The organism is Aeromicrobium sp. 10G20-16, assembly GCF_055809665.1.
Genome location: NZ_CM147919.1, coordinates 3,142,894 through 3,166,810 on the forward strand (window position 1 = coordinate 3,142,894; position 23,917 = coordinate 3,166,810).

At 70.4% G+C, this 23,917-nt stretch carries 22 protein-coding genes; 16 read left to right on the plus strand and 6 right to left on the minus strand.

All coding sequences use genetic code 11. From position 1 onward, the window contains the following. Positions 1–742 precede the first annotated feature (742 nt). The 3 genes from AC0L5F_RS16200 to AC0L5F_RS16210 all read left to right on the plus strand — a co-directional run bounded on the left by AC0L5F_RS16200 (position 743) and on the right by AC0L5F_RS16210 (position 2,147). Positions 743–1,300 (plus strand): hypothetical protein, encoded by a 558-nt coding sequence (locus AC0L5F_RS16200; protein WP_473314460.1) that lies wholly within the window; start codon positions 743–745, stop codon positions 1,298–1,300. Between the two features lie 149 nt (positions 1,301–1,449). Then, positions 1,450–1,743 (plus strand): ribonuclease E inhibitor RraB, encoded by a 294-nt coding sequence (locus tag AC0L5F_RS16205; RefSeq protein WP_473316212.1) that lies wholly within the window; start codon positions 1,450–1,452, stop codon positions 1,741–1,743. Positions 1,744–1,787: 44 nt separating this feature from the next. Next, complete coding sequence (locus AC0L5F_RS16210; RefSeq protein WP_473314461.1) at positions 1,788–2,147, plus strand: hypothetical protein; 360 nt, start codon at positions 1,788–1,790, stop codon at positions 2,145–2,147. Between the two features lie 32 nt (positions 2,148–2,179). Here AC0L5F_RS16210 and AC0L5F_RS16215 read toward each other — a convergent pair whose 3' ends face one another. From AC0L5F_RS16215 to AC0L5F_RS16225, 3 genes are read right to left on the minus strand one after another with little or no spacing between them, the layout of a single operon-like run. Further along, positions 2,180–3,487, minus strand: a complete 1,308-nt coding sequence (locus tag AC0L5F_RS16215) for a PH domain-containing protein (RefSeq protein ID WP_473314462.1) — start codon at positions 3,485–3,487, stop codon at positions 2,180–2,182. Further along, complete coding sequence (locus AC0L5F_RS16220) at positions 3,480–3,992, minus strand: PH domain-containing protein (RefSeq protein WP_473314463.1); 513 nt, start codon at positions 3,990–3,992, stop codon at positions 3,480–3,482. The genes AC0L5F_RS16215 and AC0L5F_RS16220 overlap by 8 nt, the downstream gene beginning before the upstream one ends. Before the next feature lie 4 nt (positions 3,993–3,996). Next, positions 3,997–4,908, minus strand: a complete 912-nt coding sequence (locus AC0L5F_RS16225; RefSeq protein WP_473314464.1) for an alpha/beta fold hydrolase — start codon at positions 4,906–4,908, stop codon at positions 3,997–3,999. Between the two features lie 128 nt (positions 4,909–5,036). On the opposite strand from AC0L5F_RS16225, the gene AC0L5F_RS16230 reads away from it, so the two are divergent. The 4 genes from AC0L5F_RS16230 to AC0L5F_RS16245 all read left to right on the plus strand — a co-directional run bounded on the left by AC0L5F_RS16230 (position 5,037) and on the right by AC0L5F_RS16245 (position 9,934). Then, on the plus strand, positions 5,037–5,237 hold the full coding sequence (locus AC0L5F_RS16230; RefSeq protein ID WP_473314465.1) for a hypothetical protein: 201 nt from the start codon (positions 5,037–5,039) through the stop codon (positions 5,235–5,237). An 88-nt stretch (positions 5,238–5,325) separates the two neighbouring features. Further along, positions 5,326–8,904: a chromosome segregation protein SMC gene (gene smc / locus AC0L5F_RS16235; RefSeq protein ID WP_473314466.1), complete on the plus strand. Its 3,579-nt coding sequence runs from the start codon at positions 5,326–5,328 to the stop codon at positions 8,902–8,904. Beyond that, positions 8,901–9,380: an acyl-CoA thioesterase gene (locus tag AC0L5F_RS16240; RefSeq protein ID WP_473314467.1), complete on the plus strand. Its 480-nt coding sequence runs from the start codon at positions 8,901–8,903 to the stop codon at positions 9,378–9,380. The genes smc and AC0L5F_RS16240 overlap by 4 nt, the downstream gene beginning before the upstream one ends. Then, complete coding sequence (locus AC0L5F_RS16245) at positions 9,377–9,934, plus strand: NYN domain-containing protein (protein ID WP_473314468.1); 558 nt, start codon at positions 9,377–9,379, stop codon at positions 9,932–9,934. Before AC0L5F_RS16240 ends, AC0L5F_RS16245 begins: the two co-directional genes overlap by 4 nt. Here AC0L5F_RS16245 and AC0L5F_RS16250 read toward each other — a convergent pair. Together AC0L5F_RS16250 and AC0L5F_RS16255 are read right to left on the minus strand one after the other, a co-directional pair. After that, on the minus strand, positions 9,931–10,818 hold the full coding sequence (locus AC0L5F_RS16250) for a M56 family metallopeptidase (protein ID WP_473314469.1): 888 nt from the start codon (positions 10,816–10,818) through the stop codon (positions 9,931–9,933). The two genes, AC0L5F_RS16245 and AC0L5F_RS16250, sit on opposite strands and share 4 nt — an antisense overlap. Next, positions 10,815–11,177, minus strand: coding sequence for a BlaI/MecI/CopY family transcriptional regulator (locus tag AC0L5F_RS16255; protein WP_473314470.1), 363 nt, complete (start codon positions 11,175–11,177; stop codon positions 10,815–10,817). Before AC0L5F_RS16255 ends, AC0L5F_RS16250 begins: the two co-directional genes overlap by 4 nt. Positions 11,178–11,267: 90 nt before the next feature. Here AC0L5F_RS16255 and AC0L5F_RS16260 point away from each other — a divergent pair, with 90 nt between their 5' ends. Genes AC0L5F_RS16260 through cydC form a run of 4 tightly spaced genes read left to right on the plus strand, consistent with a single transcriptional unit; the run spans position 11,268 to position 17,015 of the window. Further along, positions 11,268–12,683 carry a cytochrome ubiquinol oxidase subunit I gene (locus AC0L5F_RS16260; protein WP_473314471.1) on the plus strand — a complete coding sequence of 472 codons (1,416 nt, stop codon included), beginning with the start codon at positions 11,268–11,270 and terminating at the stop codon, positions 12,681–12,683. Positions 12,684–12,697: 14 nt separating this feature from the next. After that, positions 12,698–13,738, plus strand: coding sequence for a cytochrome d ubiquinol oxidase subunit II (gene cydB, locus AC0L5F_RS16265; RefSeq protein WP_473314472.1), 1,041 nt, complete (start codon positions 12,698–12,700; stop codon positions 13,736–13,738). Between the two features lie 5 nt (positions 13,739–13,743). Further along, positions 13,744–15,414, plus strand: a complete 1,671-nt coding sequence (gene cydD, locus AC0L5F_RS16270) for a thiol reductant ABC exporter subunit CydD (RefSeq protein ID WP_473314473.1) — start codon at positions 13,744–13,746, stop codon at positions 15,412–15,414. Further along, positions 15,411–17,015 (plus strand): thiol reductant ABC exporter subunit CydC, encoded by a 1,605-nt coding sequence (cydC, locus tag AC0L5F_RS16275; protein WP_473314474.1) that lies wholly within the window; start codon positions 15,411–15,413, stop codon positions 17,013–17,015. Before cydD ends, cydC begins: the two co-directional genes overlap by 4 nt. Here the strand turns inward: cydC and AC0L5F_RS16280 are convergent. Then, positions 16,982–17,263, minus strand: coding sequence for a hypothetical protein (locus AC0L5F_RS16280; protein ID WP_473314475.1), 282 nt, complete (start codon positions 17,261–17,263; stop codon positions 16,982–16,984). The genes cydC and AC0L5F_RS16280 overlap by 34 nt on opposite strands. A 42-nt stretch (positions 17,264–17,305) precedes the next feature. Between AC0L5F_RS16280 and ftsY the strand changes: the two genes are divergently transcribed. From ftsY to AC0L5F_RS16305, 5 genes are all read left to right on the plus strand, one after another. Beyond that, positions 17,306–18,454, plus strand: coding sequence for a signal recognition particle-docking protein FtsY (ftsY, locus tag AC0L5F_RS16285; RefSeq protein WP_473314476.1), 1,149 nt, complete (start codon positions 17,306–17,308; stop codon positions 18,452–18,454). A gap of 152 nt (positions 18,455–18,606) precedes the next feature. Next, complete coding sequence (locus AC0L5F_RS16290) at positions 18,607–19,866, plus strand: ammonium transporter (RefSeq protein WP_473314477.1); 1,260 nt, start codon at positions 18,607–18,609, stop codon at positions 19,864–19,866. Positions 19,867–19,871: 5 nt separating this feature from the next. Beyond that, complete coding sequence (locus AC0L5F_RS16295; RefSeq protein WP_473314478.1) at positions 19,872–20,210, plus strand: P-II family nitrogen regulator; 339 nt, start codon at positions 19,872–19,874, stop codon at positions 20,208–20,210. A gap of 100 nt (positions 20,211–20,310) precedes the next feature. Beyond that, a complete protein-coding gene (locus AC0L5F_RS16300; RefSeq protein WP_473314479.1) occupies positions 20,311–21,585 on the plus strand; it encodes an ammonium transporter in 1,275 nt (424 codons plus the stop codon). Continuing rightward, on the plus strand, positions 21,582–23,831 hold the full coding sequence (locus tag AC0L5F_RS16305; protein ID WP_473314480.1) for a [protein-PII] uridylyltransferase: 2,250 nt from the start codon (positions 21,582–21,584) through the stop codon (positions 23,829–23,831). Before AC0L5F_RS16300 ends, AC0L5F_RS16305 begins: the two co-directional genes overlap by 4 nt. Positions 23,832–23,917: the final 86 nt, after the last annotated feature.

Consider the following 23,917-nt stretch of genomic DNA (forward strand, 5'->3'; position numbering starts at 1 on the left):
GACGATTCTGAAGCCAGCGAGGCCGCCGACGGTCCTCCCACGAGGAGAGTAGGAAGTCCAGCAGATCAGCCTCCTCGGGCGACGCGGACAGCGAAAGGCCTGCCCGCTTCAACTCGCTCGCCAGCACCTCGATGTCGCCGCGACCCAACTTCTCACTCCACGCCGCTTTATAGACCCGAAACGATCGCGCTTCAAGAGTGTCGCGCCGCCGCGTTCCCCACCGCGCGAAGCGATCTAGCAACCACTCAAGAATGAGGCCCATGGACGTTCGCCACCCCGTTTCCTCGACGTCACGAGTGGCGATGATTCGCTTGGCCTGGAGACCATCTACCTGTCCATGACCGTAAGGGCAGCAACTACAAGACCCGCCACCAAGGCAACCACGCCAAGGTTCCTGACGCCGTAGCCCAGAGACCGAACTCGCCAAAGTCCCAGAATCGCCAGGCCAACGAGAATCAGAAGTATGGAAGCAAGCATCAGAATCCTTCTATTGGGCGGTCTGGTGAAGGAACTTATCGCTCGTCGGACCCCCCCCCCCCCCCCCCCCCCCGGAACGTGAATGAGCCGAAGTGTCGTCAAGGTCAGGAGACACGTGCATTTCCACCGGGCGTATGTGAAGTTTGCAGGCTTAGCGGCGGCGTTCAATCGGCTCGCGGTCACGCAGGGTGTCTGAGGAGTTTGCGGGCTTGGCGGACCAAAGAATCGTGCAGAAGCGCCGCTCACGTCTCGTATGCTCCTGCACGTGTCCCGCATCGAGCGTCTGACCCTTGCGGGCTATCTCGTGGTTGCTCCAACCGTGCGCCCGTCGGGATTGGAACCACTTCTACCGGATCCGTACATCACGGTCAGCCCTTGTCTGGCAGACGACCTCACCGTTCCCGAATTCTCAGGGTGGTTCCAAGACCTTGCCGAGGCTGAGACCGCACGTCGCCGGTCGACTACTGCCGAACTTCTGGCCATAGGACTGTCACAGTCCGACGCAGCAGCTTTCGCAGCAGACATGGACGACGAGGACCACCACTTCGAATTGCTTCGCCAGATGCGCGACATGCCTTCGGACGCACGGCTACTCGGGTTCGAGATCGTCGGTGCCGAGTTCGCCCTCAAGTTCCACTCGTGGCACTGCCACGGACTCGCGTCGGATGCTGCAGCCGCGCTGGGCATCCGACTGAACCGTTGCGGGCTGCTCCGCGACCACGCCGATGCAACCCGCGTGCTCGACTGGATGAGCTCGCTGCCCGACGAAGACGCACCTGCTCCCGTGCCGTGGACTGCTGCAGCAATCGCGCGAATGGATTGACCGCCATCGCACTAGGCGTATTGAGAGTTGGCGGGCTTGCCGAGAATCATGTTGATCCCGCTACCGACGAAGCCGATGCCACTAGTGTTTGAGCATGGGCCTCTTCAGTCGTCGGCAGCCTGCTCCATCAAGCGGACACTCCGGAGACGATCAAGTGCTCGCGCAGCTCGCGACAGCTCGGCACCGATAGCCGAACGCCGCGTCTCTGGGAGCACTTTGTCTACTGCGACGACGAAGCCGGGGCCGCAGCTCTCGAATGGGGAGCATCTGAGGCAGGCTGGACCGTCAGCCGAACGGTTCCCGAGTACCACGGCATAGTGGCAAGCCGTTCAGACCTTGCAGTGAACGCTGACACCGTTGCCGAGGCGCGTGCCTTCTTTGAGCGCCTTGCATCGTCGGTGCCGGGCGGAGACTACGACGGTTGGGGAGCAGAGGGCGACTAGGTGTTCTAAGAGTTCGCGGGCTCGCCCGCGACTAGATTGTCGCGATGGCACGCTCACGGTTCTACAAGCCTCCACCTCCGGACCCTGCACTCGAGCCGTTCGACCAGGGCCTTGCTGCACTTCGCCGGGACGGGCGAGTCGTGGGACACGTGGCGACGGTGCTGTGGTCGTTCGCGACGCTGTTCTCACGGCAGAAGCAGCCGTGGGTCTGGTTCATCGTCATCTGGGCGGATGGAACGCGCGAGTACTCCCAGGAGGACTATCCACCCTGGACATTCGTTCGGGAGATCATCGACGGATACTTCGATGGCCCAGATGGCGTTCGATACGAGGCATCGTGGCTGGCAGAGCCCGAACGGACGCGAGTGTGGGATGAACTGGGGATCAGCCTCGACGACTTCTGAACGCCCCAGGCAGGGTCATCACAGCCCGCGCCTCAGATCCGGTCGAGCTGCTGCTCCCAGATGAGGCGTGCGGTCGCGGCGTCGAGGTGGGTCGCGTCGGCGTCGACCGGGCCGGGAGGGGAGTGGACCTCCATGGTCGCGACGCGGCGCCAGCGCTGGATCGGGCCCTGGCGCAGCTCGACCGACTGCGTCTTGTGGTGCGGCACGAGGCTGGTGGTGCGCTCGATCCAGCCCTGCGACGCCACGAAGGCCGAGGTGTCGGCGCCGGCCCAGCGGTAGCGCCAGCCGATCGGCGCGAACAGCCACGACCGCGACGGGGCGTGCACCCGCTGCTCGGGCTCGATCAGGGTGCCGGGGATCAGCTCGGCGATGATGGCGCGCGCCAGCGGGGGATCGGTGATCGGCAGCAGGGTCGAGACGGACGTGCCGCCGTCGTCGTCGCCGTGACCCGCGTACCCGGCGATGTCGACCTCCAGCCGCTGCCAGCCGAAGCGCCGCCACACGAACGGCTCCTTGATCGCGATGCCCTGCACCCGGTCGAACGGGATCGTCTGCGAGGTCCGCGACAGCAGGCCGCGCTCGATGCGCAGACCGCGCTCGCCCCGCGACAGCCGGAAGTCCCACTGCTCCAGCACGCGCTTGGACACGATCTGGATCAGCATCGACCCGAACGGCAGGATGCCGCCGAAGGCCACGATGAACTGGTCGGCCACGATCGCCACCACCACGAACCCGATCAGCGCGACCACGGCGAACGCGAAGTCCAGCGACAGCAGGGTGCCGATGATGACCCGCTCCGGCGGCACGCGCGTGATCAGCGAGCGCTGGTCGTTCTCGGGCGACTCCTCGAGCTCCTGCCCGTGCGCCCGCGCCAGCAGCACCCGTCGCAGCTCGCGCACGTCGGACAGCTGCAGGAAGCGCAGGCTGGTGCGCGACTCGCTGCCGCCGGCCATCTCGATGCGCAGCTCCGCCAGCCCGAACAGGCGCGCCACCAGGGGCTCGGCGATGTCGACGGACTGGATGCGCTCGTACGGGATGCGCCGCGACGACTTCGTGATCACCCCGCTGGTGATGCGCAGCTCGGTGCCGTCGATGACGTAGCGGGTGAAGTACCAGGTCAGGTACCCGAACCCGAGTCCCAGCACCAGGCCTCCGACGATGGCGACGCCGATGCTGACCAGCAGGCCGAGGTCGCCCCAGCCGTCGCCGGTGACGATCGAGCCGACCAGCGCGACGACGCCACCGATCGACCACAGAGCGCCCTGCACCAGCGCGGTCAGCGGATGGGTCCGCAGCCCGACCGCCTCGACCGTCGGGGCCGGCTCGACCGGCTCAGACACCTGCGCCCCTCGACTCGCCCAGCTCGGTCAGCCGGTTGCGCAGCCGGGTGGCCTCCGCGGCCGGCAGCCCGGGGATGTCGGCAGTGGTCTCGGCGCTGGCTGTGTGCAGCGTGACGGTGGCGATGCCGAAGGCGCGTTGCAGCGGTCCGGCCTGCACGTCCACGAACTGCATGCGGCCGTAGGGGACGGCGACGAGCCGTCGGAACATGACGCCGGACGTCACCAGGAGGTCCTCGTCGTTCTCGGCGTAGCCCCAGGCACGCTGGCTGCGCCGGGCCCAGATGAACGAGCGCACGGCCTCGGCGAGCGCCACCAGCGCCACGATGCCCGGGATCCAGCGAAGATCGGGCACGGCCGCGGCGACGACGATCGCGACCAGGGCGACGATCAGGGCGGGCACCGTCATCGAGATGCGGTGCACGGTGGCCAGGGCGGGTGAGACGCGCTGCCACTCGCCCGTGGGCGAGGCGAACAGGTCGTCGGCGGGTGCAGGGGTGCTGCTCATGGCCTCACCCTAGGAGGTCGAGCAACGCGGCACCGAGGACGTCGGGCGCCTCGATCGAGGGCCAGTGCCCCAGGTCGGGGAAGGTCCGCACGGTGGTGTCGGGTCGCAGCGCGGCCAGGTGATGCACCATGTCGACCACCGCGATCGGATCGCGTGCACCCCAGGCGACGCTCAGCCGCCCCGGATGGTCCACCAGGGCAGCGGTCCACCGGGCCTGGTGCTCACGCCGTTCCTCGATGTAGCGGATCAGCTTCGGCAGCAGGCGGTCGCCGTGCCGGTGCCGGATCATCGCCATCAGGTCGGCGACGGCGCCGGCCGGCGGGGGAGCATCCGGCGCGAAGCTCTCGCCGAGGCTGCGGCGCAGGATCACGCCCGGGAGCGCGATCGGCAGGGCCCGTGCCGGCAGCCGCAGGGTCAGCCGTTGGCCGCGGGTCAGGTGCGCCATGTCGATGAAGATCGAACCGTTGGTCAGCACCACGTGCTCGATCGCCGGGCGCGACGGGTCGCCGTCGTGCCCGCCCGAGCTCTGGCGCGCCATCAGCTCGGCCGCGACCGTGTCGCCCATGTCGTGCGCCACGAGATCGCACCGATCGATGCCGTGTGCGGCCAGCACGGCCTCCACGACGTCGGCCTGGCGGAACAACGAGTAGTCGCCCTCTCCGGGCTTGGCCGACAACCCGTAGCCGGGCAGGTCGAGCGTCAGGACCCGCCGCCCGTCCTCGAGCATCGGCAGGACCCCGAGCCAGTCGTACGACGAGCCGGGGAAGCCGTGCAGCAGCACCACCGGCGGCCGATCGGTCGCCTGCGCCGCGGGGACGTCGCGCACGAACACCTCGCGTCCGAGCACCTGCTCGAGCCGACCGGACGCAGCCCACTGGTCGAATCGGGCGGACGGAGCGTCCGGACGTGGATGCATGGCCGGTCACGCTAGCGCACGCGGGCCGCCACGGCAGTTGACCACCTTTCGTCGCGGTGGGAGACTGACAGACGCAGACATCAAGCAGCTGCCCTTCCCCACAGACACTCATTTCGCGGAGATTTGTCATGGCCAAAGCACTCATCGGCTACGTCGGCGGCCCCACCACCGATCAGCTGCGACAGACGGCGCTGATGCGCCGCCGCATCGCCGATCTCGAGGCCGAGGTCCTGCGCCTCAAGATCGAGAACGACGGCCTGCTCGCCGCCGTCCGCGAGCACCTCGAGCCCGTCACCGCCGGTGACCTGCTCGAGCCCGTGTCGCACTAGCTGCGCACAGGACCCAGCGCCCCCACCGGACGCACTAGGGTGACTCCCAAGCATCCGTCGCTGGTCGTCCGTTCCTGGGAGTAGCTCCGTGTACCTGAAGAGCCTCACGCTTCGTGGGTTCAAGTCGTTCGCCTCGGCGACGACGCTTCAGTTCGAACCGGGCATCACCTGTGTCGTCGGTCCCAACGGATCGGGCAAGTCCAACGTCGTCGACGCCCTCAGCTGGGTGATGGGCGAGCAGGGCGCCAAGACGCTGCGCGGCGGCAAGATGGAGGACGTCATCTTCGCCGGCACCTCCGGGCGACCCCCGCTGGGGCGCGCCGAGGTGGTGCTGACCATCGACAACTCCGACGGAGCCCTGCCGATCGAGTACTCCGAGGTCACGATCTCGCGGACCATGTTCCGCAACGGTGGGTCCGAGTACGCCATCAACGGCGCCACCTGCCGGCTCATCGACGTGCAGGAGCTGCTGAGCGACTCCGGCATCGGTCGCGAGATGCACGTCATCGTGGGCCAGGGGCAGCTCGACAGCGTTCTGCGTGCGACACCGGAAGAGCGCCGCGGATTCATCGAGGAGGCGGCCGGTGTCCTCAAGCACCGCAAGCGCAAGGAGAAGGCGCTTCGCAAGCTCGATGCCACCCAGGGCAACCTGACCCGCCTCAACGACGTCCTCACCGAGCTGCGTCGCCAGCTCAAGCCGCTGGGCCGCCAGGCCGAGGTCGCCCGTCGCGCCGCCACCATCCAGGCCGAGGTGCGTGACGCCCGCGCCCGACTGCTGGCCGACGACGTCGTCCGCGCCCAGACCGTGATCGCTGAGGAGCTGGCGGACGAGGAGGCGCTCAAGCAGCGCCGTCAGGAGGCCGAGAAGGCCGTCGCCGACGCTCGTCTGCGCGAGACCGAGCTGGAGGACCAGCTGCGCGAGGACTCGCCGAAGCTGTCCGCCGCGCAGGAGACCTGGTACTCCCTCTCGGGTCTGCGCGAACGGTTCCGCGGCACGGCGGGTCTGGCCACCGAGCGCATCCGACTGGCCGCCGTGGAGTCCGACGACCACCAGGCGGGCCGCGATCCTGAGGAGCTCGAGGCCGACGCGCGCCGGGCCCGCGAGCAGCTGACCGAGCTGGCCGCCGGCGTCTCGGCGGCCACGGAGGCGCTCGAGACCGTCATCGCCGAGCGCACCGACGCCGAGACGGCCTACGGCGAGGAGGAGCGCAAGGTCGCCGGGCTGCTGCGCGCAGCCGCAGACAAGCGCGAGGGTCTCGCCCGTCTGCACGGTCAGGTCAACGCGCTGCGCAGCAGGTCGACCGCCGCCGAGGAGGAGATCGGTCGCCTCACCGCAGCCAAGGCCGAGGTCGAGGACCGCGCGGCCCGCGCCCAGCGCGAGTTCATCGGACTCGAGAACAAGATCGCCGGGCTCGACGAGGGCGAGTCAGGCCTGGACGAGGAGCTCGAGGCCGCGGAGTCCGAGCTGGGTCGCCTCACCGCTGAGCTGGCGGCGTTGTCGGCGCAGGAGCAGGACGCCCAGCGGGCCCAGGCCGCGCTCCAGGCGCGTCGAGAGGCCCTCGAGCTCGGCCTCGAGCGCAAGGACGGCGTGGGTGCGCTGCTCGCCGCCACCGGCGAGATCAGCGGCATGCTCGGCTCCGTCGCGGCGCTGCTGTCGGTCCGCGACGGCTACGAGACCGCCATCGCCGCAGCGCTCGGCAGCGCCTCCGACGCTGTCGCGGTCGACCAGGTCTCCACCGCCGTCACCGCGTTGGAGAAGCTCAAGTCCGAGGACCTCGGCCGCGCCGGCATGCTGCTGGGCGGCGGCGACGTCGACGACTCGTCCTGGCCGGGGCTGCCCGACTACGCCACGTACGCCATCGACGTCGTCGACTCGCCGGACGCTCTGCAGGGCGCGCTGCGGCGGCTGCTGTTCAAGGTGGCCGTGGTCGACGACCTCGAGCGCGCGCGCGACCTCGTCGACCACGCGCCCGACGTCACCGCCGCCACGCGCGACGGCGATCTGCTCGGCAAGCACTTCGCGTCGGGCGGCTCGGCGAGCACGCAGAGCCTGATCGAGGTGCAGGCCGCCATCGGTCAGACCGAGCAGGACCTCACAGCCGCTCAGCACACCCTCGACCGGCTGCGGTTCGAGGCCGAGTCCCGCTCGGCGGCGCGCGACGAGGCGCAGCGCAAGGTCGACGACGCGCTGGCCCGGCTGCACGAGTCCGACGCCACGATGACCGCCATCGCGGCCGATCTCGGTTCGTTCGGGTCGCAGCACCGCGCTGCCAAGGGCGAGGCCGATCGCCTGGCCGCCGCCATCGTGGCGGCCGAGGAGGCCCGCGACGCCGACCTGTCCGGGCTCGCCGACCTCGAGAGCCGGTTGTCGCAGGCCGAGTCGGTCCCTGACGAGGATCCCGACACCTCGCTGCTGGACGAGCTCGCCGAGGTGGCGTCCACCAAGCGGCGCGCGGAGACCGAGGCCCGGCTGGTGCTGCGCACCAACGAGGAGCGAGCCCGAGCCCTCGAGGGTCAGGTCACGGCCCTGTTCGCCGCCGCCGAGGCCGAGCGCGAGGCCCGACAGAAGGCCGCCGAACGCCGTGAACGCCAGCGACGGGAGGCCGAGGTGGCGCGGGCCGTCGTCACGGCGTCGGACCGGGTGCTCGACCGGCTCGACCGGTCGATCCAGCTCGCCTCGCAGCGACGTACCGAGATCGAGCAGTCGCGCTCCGGCCGCGAGGAGGACCTGCGGGTCGTGCGGGGTCGCCTGCGTGAGCTCAGCAGCGAGCTGGACGCGCTCACCAGCTCGGTGCACCGCGACGAGATGGCCCGTGCCGAGCTCCGGCTCCGCCTCGAGTCCCTGGAGACCCGCGCGCTCGACGAGCTCGGTCTCGGTCTCGACGCACTGGTGTCCGAGTACGGCCCCGACCAGCTGGTCCCGCCCATCGAGGCCCCCGCGGTCGAGGGTGCGGCGGAGGGCGACGAGGCTGCCGGCCCCGCCGAGCCCCGACCGTTCGACCGCGAGGACCAGACCAAGCGGCTGCGCGCGGCCGAACGGGCCATGGCCATGCTCGGCAAGGTCAACCCGCTGGCGCTCGAGGAGTTCTCGGCTCTGGAGGAGCGCCACCAGTTCCTGTCCGGCCAGGTCGAGGACCTGCGCAAGACCCGCGAGGACCTGCTCGAGATCGTCGAGGAGGTCGACGCCAAGGTCGAGAAGGTCTTCACCGAGGCGTGGAACGACGTGTCGCGTGAGTTCGAGGACGTGTTCAGTCGGCTGTTCCCGGGCGGCGAGGGACAGCTGGTGCTGACCGACCCCGACAACATGCTGACCACCGGCATCGACGTCGAGGCTCGCCCTCCGGGCAAGAAGGTCAAGCGTCTGTCGCTGCTGTCCGGCGGCGAGCGCTCGCTGGTGGCGGTCGCGTTCCTCGTGTCGCTGTTCAAGGCGCGCCCCAGCCCGTTCTACATCCTCGACGAGGTCGAGGCGGCGCTCGACGACACCAACCTCGGCCGCCTGCTCGGCATCTACGAAGAGCTGCGGGCCAGCTCGCAGCTGATCGTCATCACGCACCAGAAGCGCACCATGGAGGTCGGCGACGCGCTGTACGGCGTCTCGATGCGCGGCGACGGCGTGTCGGCGGTCATCAGCCAACGCCTGCGCGACGAGGACGAGGAGAGCGCATGAGCAGGCACTCCGCCGTTCGCGCCCAGGAGGCGGAGCCACGGCGGTCCGACTTCCCGGTCGTCCGCACCATCACCACCCGGTGGGAGGACGAGGACATCTACGGCCACGTGAACAACGTCGTGTACTACTCGTTCTTCGACACGGCCGTCAACGGCTACCTGATCGACGCCACCGGCACCGACATCCGGACCCTGCCCGAGTACGGCGTCGTCGCCGAGACGGGCTGCCGATTCCTGCGCGAGCTCCGCTTCCCCGGGGACGTGCACGCCGGCCTGCGGGTCACCAGGCTGGGCACCTCGAGCGTGGTCTACGAGATCGGGCTGTTCCAGGACGACCAGGGTGGTGGGTCCGACGAGCCGGCAGCGGTCGGCCGCTTCGTCCACGTGTACGTGACCGGTGCGGACCGCGCCGTGACCCCCGTGCCTGACATCATCCGAGCAGTCCTGGAGCCGCTGGTCGTCGAGGGAGCACCGTGAGCGAGCGCACCACCTACGTCCTGGTCGACGGCGAGAACATCGACGCCACGATCGGCTCCTCGATCCTGGGCCGTCGCCCGCAGCCGCACGAACGTCCGCGATGGGACCGGCTGCTGCAGTTCGCCGAGACGCACTGGACGCAGCCCGCGACCGGGTTGTTCTTCCTGGCCGCCAACGGCGACCTGCCGATGCCGTTCGTGCAGGCGCTGACCGCCATCGGCTTCCGGCCCGTGCCGCTGTCGGGCAACCCCGACGAGAAGGTCGTCGACATCGCCATCCAGCGCACGTTGGTCGAGCTGGCCAGGCGCGATGCGGACGTGATGCTGGCCAGCAACGACGGCGACTTCATCGAGCAGCTCGAGCCTCTGGTCGACTCCGACCGCCGCACCGCGCTGCTGGCGTTCCGCGAGTTCCGCAACGCGGGCTTCGTGCCGCTGTTCGACCGCGGCCTGGAGTTCCACGACCTCGAGTACGACGTGCAGGCCTTCAACGAACGCCTCCCGCGCATCCGGGTCATCCCGATCGCCGACTTCGACCCGGCCGAGTTCCTCTAGGCCCGCAGGGTCGACACGGCGCCGATCATCCACGGAATCGCCAGCAGGACCGTGGGGGCCACCAGCACGATCGCCGAGATGGTCAGGCTTGCCGCAGCCGACCAGCGTCGGCCGCGCACCGACGTGTCGCGCACGTGCTCGAGGCGCAGCAGCGCATCGTTGGTCGCCCCGAGCGCACCGTCGGGCGTGGGTCCGCCGGCGAGCGCCACGACGGCGCGGGCCAACGGCTGGTCACCGGTCACCCGGCGGGCCGCGTCGTCGGCCATCAGCTCGACCAGCACCTGGCTCTGCCGCAGGGGTGCGTCGGTGCGCATCGGGCGCGGGAAGGCACGGTGCAGGATGCCGAACGCCTCGAGCACCAGGTCGTGGCGCTGGCGCACGTGGGCGCGTTCGTGCTCCAGCACCGCCTGCACGGCGTCGTCGTCGAGGTGCGCCAACGTCCCGCGCGAGATCACGACGCGCGGATCGTGCCGGCGGGGGATGCAGTAGGCCACCGGAGTCTGCTCGGCCAGCACGCGCAGGGCCGGGAGCGCGCCGTCACGCTCGCCGAGCAGATCGACCAGCTCGCGGTTGCGCCGCCGACGCAGCTCGGTCTCGCTCCAGACGTGCCACGCAGCCCACCAGAACCGTGCCCACACCAGCACGCCGACGGCCATGATCAGCAGGTGCAGCACGACGCGCCACCAGATGAGGTCGCTGGTCACCAGCCACAGTGCGGTCGAGAGGGCAGCACCGGAGATCGCGAGCACGGCGGCCAGGGCCAGCGACTGCCACAGCAGGATCCCGGTGCCCGGCGAGCGGTGCGGCCATCGAGCGGTCGCGAGCGCGGCCGGCACGGGGAGGGCAAGGGTCAGGCCGATGACGCCCAGCCAGACCGAGGTCACGTCCCGCGCAGGATCTCGTCGAGGGCATCGCGCATCGCCTTGGCCTCGGCCGGGTCGACGGTCTGCGCGAAGTGCACGAGCGCCGCGGTGCGATCGGTGCCGGCGGTGTCGAGCGCCGCGTTCAGCACCTCGGCGGTGGCGGCGTCACGCGACAGCGCGGGCGAGTAGCGGAATGCGCGTCCGTCGCGCTCGCGCACCACCATCTCCTTGGCCAGCAGCCTGTCGAGCACCGTCATGACGGTGGTGTACGCGGGCTCCTGGTCGTCGATCCGGTCCAGGACGTCGCGCACCGACAGCGGGGCGTCGGCGTCCCACACGATGTTCATGACCGCTCGTTCGAGCGCTCCGAGATGTGGCATGGGTCCAATCTACGACATGGGGTAGTAGGTGACCTACTATCGGTTGTAGTATCAACTACAAAGATGTAGTACTACGACAGGTAGGTAGTCATGGACGTCCTCGATCTCGCCCGCTGGCAGTTCGGCATCACCACCGTCTACCACTTCTTCTTCGTCCCGCTGACGATCGGTCTGTCCGTGCTGGTGGCCTCGATGCAGACGGTCGCGTGGCGCACCGGCAGCGAGGGCTGGGAGCGGCTCACCTCGTTCTTCGGCAAGTTGTTCCTCATCAACTTCGCCATGGGCATCGCCACCGGCATCGTGCAGGAGTTCCAGTTCGGGATGAACTGGAGCGACTACTCGCGATTCGTGGGCGACATCTTCGGCGCCCCACTGGCGATCGAGGGCCTGCTGGCGTTCTTCCTGGAGTCGACGTTCCTCGGCCTGTGGATCTTCGGCAAGGGGCGGCTCAAGCCCGGCCTGCACCTGGCGTGCATCTGGATCGCGGCGCTCGGCACCGTGTTCTCGGCGTACTTCATCCTGGCCGCCAACTCATTCATGCAAAATCCCGTCGGCTTTCGGATCAACGCCGAAAAGGGCCGCGCCGAGCTGACCGACATCGGCGCCGTGCTGACCAACAAGGTGCTGCTGACCACGTTCCCGCACCAGATCATCGGCTGCTTCATGGTGGCGGGCGCCTTCGTGGCCGGCGTCGCGCTGTGGCGCCTGCTGCGCCACCCCGACCAGGACCGCGCGGTCTTCCTCCCGGCCTTCCGCATGGGCGCCGTCGTCCTGATCGTGTCCGGCCTCGGCACCGTCGTCACCGGCGACTTCCAGGGCAAGGTCATGACCGAGGTCCAGCCGATGAAGATGGCCGCGGCCGAGGGGCTCTACGAGGACGCGCAACCTGCACCGTTCTCGCTGTTCACCGTCGGCACGCTCGACGGCTCCGAACCCGTCCTGCAGGTCGAGATCCCGCGGTTGCTCTCGTTCCTCGGCACCGGCAGCTTCGACGGACAGGTCCGCGGCATCGACTCGCTGCAGGCCGAGTACGAGCAGCGCTACGGCCCCGGCGACTACAGCCCCAACATCCCGGTCACCTATTGGACGTTCCGGATGATGATCACCGCCGGCGGCATCGCCACCGCGATGGGTGCGCTGATGCTGTGGGTCACCCGGCGCGGTCGGATGCCGACGCTGGACACCCGGCTCGGCCGGTGGCTGCTGCGCGGCGCGATCGTGCTGCCGCTGCTGCCGCTCGCGGCCAACTCGTTCGGCTGGATGTTCACCGAGATGGGCCGCCAGCCCTGGGTGGTGTTCGGTCTGATGCAGACGTCGGCGGGCGTCTCGCCGAGCACGTCGGTCGGTGAGGTCGCCACCTCGCTGATCGCCTTCACCCTGCTGTACGCCGCGCTCGCGGTGGTCGAGGTGCGGCTGCTCCTCACGTACGTCAAGAAGGGTCTGCCCGCCGCGGACCCGCCGGTCGACGTCGACGATCCCGACGCCCCGCTCGTCTACGCCTACTGAGTCAGGAGACTCGCATGGAGCTCACCACCGTCTGGTTCATCCTCATCACCGTGCTCTGGGTCGGCTACCTCGTGCTCGAGGGATTCGACTTCGGCGTCGGCATGCTGATGGCCGTGCTCGCGCAGAACGACCGCGAGCGTCGCGTCCTCCTCAACACGATCGGACCGGTCTGGGACGCCAACGAGGTGTGGCTGCTGGTGGCGGGCGGGGCCACGTTCGCCGCCTTCCCGGAGTGGTACGCCACCTTGTTCAGCGGGTTCTACCTGCCGCTGCTGCTGATCCTGCTCGCGCTCATCGTGCGCATCGTCGGCATCGAGTTCCGCAGCAAGCGACCGGACGTGTCCTGGCGGCGCCGCTGCGACGCCGCGATCATCGTGGGATCGGTGGTGCCCGCCGTCCTGTGGGGCGTCGCGCTGGCCAACATCGTGCGCGGTGTCCCGATCGACGCCAGCGGCGAGTACGTCGGCGGCTTCTTCAACCTGCTCAACCCGTACGCACTGCTCGGGGGCCTGGTCACCGCGTCGGTCTTCCTGGTGCACGGGGCGTTCTTCGTCGCGCTCAAGACCGTCGGCCCGATCCGCGAGCGGGCGAACTCGCTGGCGCTGCGTGCCGGTGGCCCCACGGCAGTGCTGGCCGTTGCCTTCCTGCTCTGGACGGCGCTGTCGCAGCAGCAGCTGGCCGTGTGGGTCCTCGCGACGCTCGCGGCACTGGCCTTCGTCGCGGCGTTCGCTGCCGGCGTCGGTCGACTGGATGGATGGGCCTTCGCGGCCACGGCGATCACCATCGCGCTGACCGTGGTGACCCTGTTCGTGGGTCTGTTCCCCGACGTCATGCCGTCGTCGCTGAACGCTGCGTGGTCGCTGACCACCGAGTCCGCGTCGTCGAGCCTCTACACGCTGCGCATCATGACCTGGGTGGCGGTGTTCTTCACCCCGATCGTGCTGCTGTACCAGAGCTGGTCGTACTGGGTGTTCCGTCGCCGGATCGGCGTGCACCACATTCCTGTTGCGTCTGGGCCTGTTGCGTCGGGACCCGTTGATGGGCCGGTCGGGTAGTCGCCGTGAAGCCTCTCGACCCCCGTCTGGTCCGCCGGTCGCGCAGCGTCCGCCGACTGCTCGTGCTCAGCGTCGTGCTGGGCACGATCGCGGCCGTCGCCGTCGTGGCGCAGGCCATCGTGGTCTCGCGGGTCGTGGCCGATCGCTTCGCCGGCAGCCCGGTGGTGGCCCTCGCCGTGGCGATCGCCGTCGCCCTGGCGGTGCGCGCGGGAATCGGGTGGGCCCACGCCGTCGTGTCGACGCGAGCCGCCGTGCGGGTGAAGGCCGAGCTGCGCACCGAGATCGTCGAGGACCTGCTCGACCCGCGGCGGCTCGGGCCGCGCCCCGACAGCGGGTCGGTGGTCACGCTGCTGGGTCCGGGGATCGACGCGTTCGACGGCTACGTCGGACGCTTCCTGCCGCAGGTCGTGCTGTCCGCACTGGTCCCGGCCGTCGTGCTGGTCACGATGGTCCGGGCCGATCTGCTCTCCGCGGCCATCGTCGGCCTGACCCTCCCGCTGGTGGTGGTCTTCATGGTGCTGGTCGGGTTGCTGACGCGCGACCGGATCGATCGGCGCTGGCGCGCGCTCGAACGGCTGGGGCGGCACTTCGCCGACGTGCTGGACGGACTCGTCGTGCTCAAGGTCTTCGGCCGACGCACCACCGTGGGCCTGCGAGACGTGGGGGAGCGCCATCGGCGAGCATCGATCCAGGCGTTGCGCCTGGCCTTCCTGTCCTCTCTGGTGCTGGAGCTGTTCTCGACCCTCGCGGTCGCGCTGGTGGCGGTGAGCGTGGGCCTGCGGGTCGTGGACGACGCGCTGCCGCTCGACACGGCGCTGCTGGTGCTGCTCCTCGCTCCCGAGGCGTTCGCGCCCCTGCGCCGGTTGGGCGCCCAGTTCCACGACAGCACCGACGGCGCCGAGGCGGTTGGTCGCGCCCTGCAGATCCTCGAGCATCCCCGCCACACCGGCACGCGCGCCGTCCCCGACCTCGCCACCCACGACGTCGTGCTGCACGAGGTCGTCGTGCGGCACCCCGATCGTGACGAGGACAGCCTGGCCTCCCTGACCGAGACGCTGCACCCGGGCGAGGTGCTGGTGGTCACGGGATCGTCCGGCGCCGGCAAGTCGACGTTGCTGTCGGTGCTGCTGGGCTGGCAGCCGCCCACGACCGGCCACGTCTCGATCGGTGGGGTGGACCTCGCCGAGATCGATCCCGTGGCCTGGCGGTCGCAGATCGCGTGGGTGCCGCAGTCGCCCGGTCTCGTCACCGGCACCGTCGCGGACAACGTCCGCCTGGGCTGTCCCGGTGATCCCGACGACGCTGCCGTGCTCAGGGCGCTGAGGGCCGCCGGTGCAGACGACCTGCTGCCGGGACGAGGCGTCGCCGAGCGTGGCACGGACCTGTCGTCCGGTGAGCGTCGTCGCGTCGCCGTCGCTCGGGCGCTGCTTCGCGTGCAGGTCGGGGCGGCCCGACTGCTGCTGCTGGACGAGCCCACCGCCGGGCTCGACGCCGACCGCGAGGACGCCGTGCTGTCAGCCGTGCTGGCGACCGTCCGCGAGCACGGCACCACCGCCGTCGTGGTCAGCCACCGGCCGCGGGCCATCGCCGCCGGCAGCCGGGTGCTGTCGATCGGGGACCAGAACTCGATGGGCCAGATGTCGATCGAGTTGTCCTCCAGCGAGGTGTCGGCATGAGGCTCGCACTGGGGCGCGTCCTGGGCGTGCTGTCACAGCTGGCCGGCATCGGTCTGCTGCTGACGTCGGCCTGGTTGATCGTGCGGGCGGCAGAGCACCCGCCGGTCCTGTACCTGATGGTGGCCGTGGTCTCCGTGCGGTTCTTCGGGCTCGCGCGAGCTGCGCTCCGCTACGCAGAACGTCTCCTCACGCACGACGCGGCCTTCGCCGTGGTCACGGACGCCCGCATCGCCGTGCACCACGAGCTCGACCGGGTGGCGCCGGCGGGCATGGATCGTCGCCGCCACGGCGACCTGGTCAGCCGGGTGGTGGCCGACGTCGACTCGCTGCTGGACCGCATGCTGCGGCTGCGCACGCCGTGGATCGTGGCCCTCGGGTCGACCGGCGCCGTCGTCACCCTGCTGGCGTTGATCGCGCCGGCCGCAGCGGTGGTCGTGGCGGTCCAGGCGGGGGCCTCGATGGTCGCCGTCCGGATGGGCATGGCTCTCCACGCGGTCCGGCAGGCCGACACCGCACGGGTGCGTGGGGCCCTCGCCGCCGACCTCGCCGAAGCCGTCCGAGCCGCGCCCGACCTGGTGACGGCCGGGGCGACCGGTCCGCTGCTCGCCTCCGTCCGCGAGCGCACCGACCTGCTCGGTCGGATGCAGCGTCGCGGAGTCGGGGCCGCTGCCGCCTCGGGCGCCTCGGTCGTCGCGCTGACCGGGCTGGCGATGGCCGCATGTGCCCTGCTGACCCCGGGGCTGTCACCGGTGCTGGTCGGTGTCGTCGTGCTGGCGCCGCTCGCCCTGATGGAACCGTTGGAGGCCCTGGCCGAGGCAGAGCGGCTTCGCCCGGAGGTCGAGGCGGGGGAGCGGCGCCTCGCCGAGCTGGCCGACGCCCCCACCCCGGTCGTCGAGCCGCCGGCGCCGCGTCAGCTGCCCGCAGGAATCGATCTGGTCGCCGAGGATCTTGCCGTTGGCTGGTCGACGGCAAGCGCGGAGCCGGTGTCGTTCTCGATCCCGGCCGGGTCCACCGCCGTCGTGACCGGTCCGAGCGGCGTCGGCAAGAGCACGCTCGGTCTGACCCTGGCCCGGCTCGTGGAGCCCGCCGGCGGCACTGTGCGGCTCGGTGGCGTCGACGTGCGCGACCTCGCCGGTGATGACGTGCGGACCGTCGTCGGTGTGCTGAGTCAGGACGAGGTGGTCTTCGACACCACGATCCGCGAGAACCTGCGCATCGCCGCACCGGCGGCGACCGACCTGGCCATGTGGCAGGCGCTGGGCTCGGCGGGTCTGGGCCGATTCGTCGACACGCTGCCCCGGGGGCTCGACACGCCGGTCGGCGAAGCGGGCACGTTGCTCTCCGGCGGCGAGCGACAGCGACTGTGCCTGGCCCGGTTGCTGCTCGGGGGGCACCAGGTGCTCGTCGTCGACGAGCCCACCGAGCACCTCGACGAGGCGGCCGGCGACGCGCTGGTCGCCGACCTGATGACGCTCGCTCCGGAGCGAACCGTCGTGCTGATCTCGCACTCGCCACGCGTGCGCGACGCCGTGCAGCAGCAGATCGACCTGAGCCCGGTGGGCGAGCGTCAGAAGTCCTCGTCCGGGTCGTCGTCGGGCTGACGCCCCCAGCGCCACCGGGGCGCAGGGCCGGTGCGTACCGTGACCACCACCAGGGCAGCGACGACCACCAGGGTCGCGGCAACGAACGCCAGCACCGGCCACACCGCGTCGTCGGGCGCGAGCGAGGTCATGGCCACAGCGAGCGCGATCTCGACGGCGACCGCAGCGCCGACCACCGTCCACCCCTGCCAGCTGGCCGGGGTCCAGCCGTAGCCGTACCGATGACGTTTGAACCAGTACCGAGCCATGTCGATGACCCTATCGACGCGTCCGGTATCTAGGCTGGAGCGGTGACCACGCTCGTCCTCGTCCTGATCATCGTCGTCGCCATCATCGTGCTCGGTGGTGGTGTGGCCCTGCTGACCTCGCGTCGCAGCGACACGACGCTGCCGCCGCCGGACGTGCTCGACGAGATCACGTCGGAGGTCATCGACCATCCGGAGCACCCCGAACCACATCTCGAGGCCGAGGACGAGGAGCCGCCGTTCGAGGAGGGCCTGTCCGACCTCGAACGCCCCGACCAGCCGCAGGGGCGGCTGGTGCGGCTGCGCAGCCGACTGGCCCGCTCCAACTCCTCGCTCGGCAAGGGCCTGCTGGCCGTGCTCGGTCGAGCCACCCTCGACGACGCCGCGTGGGAGGAGATCGAGGACACGTTGCTCGCCGCCGACGTCGGCGTCGGGCCCACCCAGGCGCTGGTCGAGTCCTTGCGCACCCGCATGCAGGTCGAGGGCGTCACGGACCCCGAGCGTGCCCGCGCCGTGCTGCGTGAGGAGATGATCGCGATCGTCGACCCGTCGCGCGACCGCTCGCTGGCCTCGACCGGTGACGACGGCAAGCCCGGCGTCGTGCTGGTCGTGGGGGTGAACGGCACCGGCAAGACCACCACGGTCGGCCGCATCGCCCGCGTGCTGGTGGCCGAGGACAAGACCGTCATCCTCGGCGCTGCCGACACCTTCCGCGCCGCGGCTGCCGACCAGCTGCAGACCTGGGGCGAGCGGGTCGGGGTCGCGACCGTGCGTGGGCCGGAGGGCGGCGACCCGGCCAGCGTCGGCTTCGAGGCCGTCCAGCGGGGCATCGCCGACGGCACGGACGTCGTGCTGGTCGACACCGCAGGCCGCCTGCACACCAAGAGTGGACTGATGGACGAGCTCGGCAAGGTCAAGCGCGTCATCGAGAAGCAGGCGCCGGTCACCGAGGTGCTGCTGGTCATCGACGCCACCACCGGCCAGAACGGTCTCACCCAGGCGCGGGTCTTCGGTGAGGTCGTCGACGTCACCGGCATCGTCCTGACCAAGCTCGACGGCACCGCCAAGGGCGGCATCGTCATCGCCGTCCAGCAGGAGCTCGGCGTCCCGGTCAAGTTCGTCGGCCTCGGCGAGGGTGCCGACGACCTCGCCCCCTTCGACGCCGCGGAGTTCGTCGACGCGCTGCTGTCCTGACCGGGGTGCGGGTGGCCTGAAACCTGGCTGTAACACGACCGGCGATTTCGTGACCTGATCGCAACATCCGGGGGCGCGGGGCGAAACGCTCGCCGACGACAGTGGCGTGATGCGAGCCGCAGCGGTTCGCGCCATCTGAACTCGGAGGTCTCATGGATACCGGCGACACCGCGTGGATCCTGGCCAGCTCGGCGCTGGTCCTGCTCATGACGCCAGGACTGGCGTTCTTCTACGGCGGCATGGTCCGCTCCAAGACCGTGCTCAACATGATGATGATGAGCTTCGCCGCACTGGCGATCGTCCCCGTCCTCTGGGTGCTGTACGGGTACTCCTTCGCGTTCAGCCCCGGCGGCAACGGGCTGCTCGGCGGCTTCGATCGCCTCGGACTGGACAACATCGGCGTCGACACGCTCTACGGCACCATCCCCGAGTACGTGTTCGTCGCGTTCCAGCTGATGTTCGCGATCATCACCGTGGCCCTGATCAGCGGCGCGATCGCCGACCGGGCCAAGTTCGGGGCCTGGGTCGTCTTCACCGTCGTGTGGGTCAGCGTCGTGTACTTCCCGGTCGCGCACTGGGTGTTCGACTTCGGCGGCAGTGCCGGTGAGGGGGGCGGCTGGATCGCCACCCAGCTCGAGGCGATCGACTTCGCTGGAGGCACCGCGGTGCACATCAACGCCGGCGCCGCCGGCCTCGCCCTGGCGCTGGTGCTCGGCAAGCGCGTCGGGTGGCGACGCGACCCGATGCGTCCGCACAACCTGCCGTTCGTGCTGCTCGGTGCCGGCCTGCTGTGGTTCGGCTGGTTCGGCTTCAACGCCGGCTCGGCGCTGGGTGCCAACGGCACGGCGGCCCTCGCGTTCGTCAACACCGCCGTGGCCACCGCGGCCGCCATCCTCGGCTGGCTGGCGGTCGAGGCGATCCGCGAGAAGAAGGGCACCAGCCTCGGCGCCGCCTCCGGTGCCGTCGCGGGCCTGGTCGCCATCACCCCTGCTGCCGGCGCCCTCTCGCCGGTCGGGTCCATCCTGCTCGGCGTCATCGCGGGCGTGCTGTGTGCGCTCGCGGTGGGGCTGAAGTACCGCTTCGGGTTCGACGACTCGCTCGACGTGGTCGGCGTGCACCTCGTGGGAGGTCTGGTCGGCACGCTGCTGATCGGGTTCCTCGCGGTGGGAGACGTCGGACTCTTCTACGGTGGAGACGCGTCGCAGCTCGGCAAGCAGGCCGTCGCCGCGTTCGCGGTGCTGGGCTACTCCTTCGTGCTGACGTACATCATCGGTAAGTTGATCGACGTGACGATCGGGTTCCGCCTCGACGAGGAGGACGAGGTCCTCGGCATCGACCAGGTCGAGCACCTCGAGACCGCGTACGACGAAGCCGGACTGCTCGGCGGTTCGAACCTCAAGACGGGAGTCTGAATCAGATGAAGCTCGTGACAGCGGTCATCAAGCCGCACAAGTGGGAAGAGGTCCGCGAGGCCCTCGCAGCGGCCGGCGTGGCGGGCATGACCGTCACCGAGGCCAGCGGCTACGGCCAGCAGAAGGGCCACACCGAGGTCTACCGCGGCGCCGAGTACGACGTGTCGCTGGTCCCCAAGATCCGCCTCGAGGTCGTCGTCGACGACGGCGACGTCGAGAGCGTCGTCTCCACCATCACCGGAGCAGCCCAGACGGGCAAGATCGGTGACGGCAAGGTGTGGGTCATGCCGGTCGACTCGGTGGTGCGCGTGCGCACCGGCGAGACCGACGAAGCGGCCGTGTAGCTCGTCATCTCCACGAGGCCTCCGGCACCCGCGATAGGGTGCCGGAGGCTTTCGCCATGGTGGGCGAGCCGATGGTGGACGGAACGACCGTGGAGGACGCGTGAACGCTGGAGACACCGCATGGCTGCTCGCCTCGACGGCCATGGTCCTGCTGATGGTGCCCGGGCTGGCGTTCTTCTACGGCGGCATGGTGCGGTCCAAGTCCGTGCTCAACATGATGATGATGAGCTTCGGGGCCCTGGCAATCGCACCGGTCGTGTGGTTCGTCATCGGCTACACGATCGCCTTCGGTGACGACGCCGGTGGCGGCCTGGTCGGCGGCATGCAGTGGTTCGGTCTGCGCGGGCTCACGCCGGACTCGTTGACCGGCACCATTCCCACCTACGTCTTCGTGGTCTTCCAGATGCTGTTCGGGGTGGTCACCGTCGCCCTGATCAGCGGTGCCATCGCCGATCGCGTGCGGTTCTCCGCCTGGATGGTGTTCGTGCCGGTGTGGCTGGTGATCGTCTACGCTCCCGTGGCGCACTGGGTCTTCGCCTTCGACGGCGACGGCGGGCAGACCGGTGGCTGGATCGCCAACCGTCTCGGCGCGCTCGACTTCGCCGGTGGGCTCGCGGTCGAGATCAACTCCGGCGCGGCGGCGCTGGCGCTCGTGCTCGTGGTGGGCCGACGGATCGGGTGGAAGAAGGACCCGATGCGTCCGCACAACCTCCCGGCCGTGCTGCTGGGCGCCGGCCTGCTGTGGTTCGGCTGGTACGGCTTCAACGCCGGCTCCGCGCTGGCCGCGAACGCCACCGCCGGGCTGGTGCTGATCAACACCACCGGGGCCGGCGCGTCGGCCGTGCTGGGCTGGCTGGCCGTCGAGATCGTCCGCGAGCGCAAGGGCACCAGCTTCGGAGCGGCGTCCGGCGCGATCGCCGGATTGGTCGCGATCACCCCGGCGTGCGGCACCGTCTCCCCGCTCGGGTCCGTGGTGGTCGGGCTGGCCGCCGGATCGGTGTGCTCCTGGGCGGTCGGCCTCAAGTACCGCTGGAACTACGACGACTCGCTCGACGTGGTCGGCGTGCACGGGGTCGGCGGTGTGGTCGGCACCCTGCTGATCGGACTCCTCGCCACCGGAGCCAGTGCCGAGGCCCTCGGGGGCACCGCCGGACTGTTCTACGGTGGCGGTCTCGAACAGCTGGGTCGTCAGGCCGTCGCGGTTCTCGCCGTGTTCACCTACTCCTTCGTCGCCACGTACGTGATCGGCCGGGTCATCGACCGGGTGATCGGTTGGCGGGTCGCCGAGGAGCACGAGGTCAGCGGCATCGACCAGGTCGAGCACCTCGAGAGCGCCTACGACACGCACAGCTCGTCGGGCGGACTGCTCGGTTGACCGAGCTCGATCTGGCCGCAGCACGGGCGGAGCGGGCCCTGGCGGCCGACGCCCGCCTGGCCGAGCTGTGGGCGGCTGCGGGCCCCGGCGACCAGATGGCCGTGGTGGCCGTCGGCGGATACGGGCGCTCGGAGCTGTCGCCGCGCAGCGACCTCGACGTCGTGCTGCTGCACGCCCCCGGCGTCGACGTCGCCGAGGTGGGGCGTGTGGCCGAGGCGCTCTGGTACCCGCTGTGGGACGAGCACGTCGACCTCGACCACTCGGTGCGCGACACCGCGCAGATGCGCACGATGGCCGGCGACGACTACCGCGCGGCGATGGGCATGCTCGACGCACGGTGTGTCGCCGGCGACGACGACCTGGTGCGCACGCTGCGCTCGGAGGTGCTCGCCGACTGGCGCCGCGACGCCCGCTCGCGGGTCCAGCAGGTGCGGGACGGACGCACCGACCGCCTGGCGCGTTCGGGATGGCTGGCGCACTCGGCGGTCCCCGACCTCAAGGAGTCCGGGGGCGGCCTGCGCGACGGCGTCATCCTGCGGGCACTGGTGGCCACCTGGCTGATCGACGTGCCGCACGCGGACGCCGAGCTGCTGCGCAGCGGTCTGCTCGACGTCCGCGACACCTTGCACGAGGTCGCCGGCAGGCGGCTGGACCGGCTCGAGCCCGAGCTCGTGCCCGAGGTGGCCGAGCGGCTGGGGATGGGCCCGGAGCAGCTGGACCTGCACACCCGCGACCTCGGGCGACGAGTCGCCCACCTGTCGATGCTCGCCTGGCGGCGGGTCGAGGGTGCGCTGAAGCCACGATCGGGCACCTACACCGCCTCGGGGCCGGTCGTCCGGTCGCTCGGCGACGGGGTCGGGGTGCTCGACGGCGAGGTGATCATCACCCGCGGCGCCGACCCGGCAGCCGATCCCGAGATCGCCCTCCGGGCCGCGTCGGCCGCCGCCCGCGAGCAGCTGCCACTCAGCGCGGGATCAGCCGGCCGCCTGGACCGCACGATGGGCCGGCTGCCCGAGCCGTGGCCCGAGTCGACCACCCGGCTCCTCGTGGACCTGCTGACCGCCGGGCCCGGGCTGGTTCCGGTGTGGGACGAGCTGGACTTCGCCGGCGTCGTCGACCGGCTGCTGCCGGAGTGGGCGGCCATCCGACTGCGCGGCTCGTCCTCGCAGATCCACCAGTTCACCATCGATCGGCACAGCCTCGAGACCTGCGTCAATGCGGCCGAGGTCGCCCGCGACGTCGCCCGGCCCGACCTGCTCGCCGTGGCGGCTCTGCTGCACGACCTCGGCAAGGGTTTGCCGGGCGACCACTCCGTCGTGGGGGAGCCCATGGCGGTGGAGATCGCGACCCGCTGGGGTTTCAACAGCGAGGACGCCGAGGTCATCGGACAGCTGGTGCGGTGGCACCTGCTGCTGCCCGACACGGCGACGCGTCGCGACATCGAGGACCCCGACACCGCCGTCGGTGTGGCCGAGACCGTCGGCAGCCCGGCGCGGCTGGAGCTGCTGGCCGCGCTGACCGCGTCGGACGCCCGCGCCACCAGCGGTCAGGCGTGGAGCACGTGGCGACGCGGCCTGGTCGAGGGCCTGGTCGCCAAGACCCGTGAGGTCTTCGACGAGTCGGTGGCCACGCCGTCGGTGGCCGACTACGAGGGCTGGCCGCGTCACGTGCCGATCCCTGCGGTCGGCGTCATGAAGCCCGGCGACCTGGACCTGACGGTCGAGCCGCACCGCGACGGCTCGTTGCTGACCCTCGTGACGGCCAACCGTCCCGGCGTGGTCTCCGACCTGGCCGGAGGCCTGGCCCTGGCCGGACTCGGGATCAGATCGGCGCGCACGGTCACCTTGGGCGACGCCGCGGTGTCGCTGTTCGAGGTGCCTCGGTCCGACGTCGACCCTGCGGTGCTGCGCGACCGCCTGCGCCCTGCTCTGGCCGGAGACCTCGACCTGGCAGGCCGCCTCGACGTGGCCGCCCGACACGACGACGTCGGTGCCCGGGTGCGACTCGTCGAGCCCGACTCGCACACGGCCACGGTCGTCGAGGTGCGCGCGACCGATCGCCGCGGTCTGCTGTGGACCGTGTGCCACGCCATCGCCGAGACCGGCCACTCGATCCGCTCGGCCCACCTGTCCACGTACGGCGACGAGGCGCGCCAAGTGTTCTACGTGCTGGACGCCGCCGGTGACCGGCTGCCCAGCGATGCTGCCGAGACCCTGCGCGACCGCATCGCCACCGCGCTCGCCTGACCCCGTTAGGCTGGTCGAGCCCTCACCCCGGAGCCCGACCGTCGAGCTCTGACCCTCGAGCCCAGATCTGTGTAAGGACGACACCG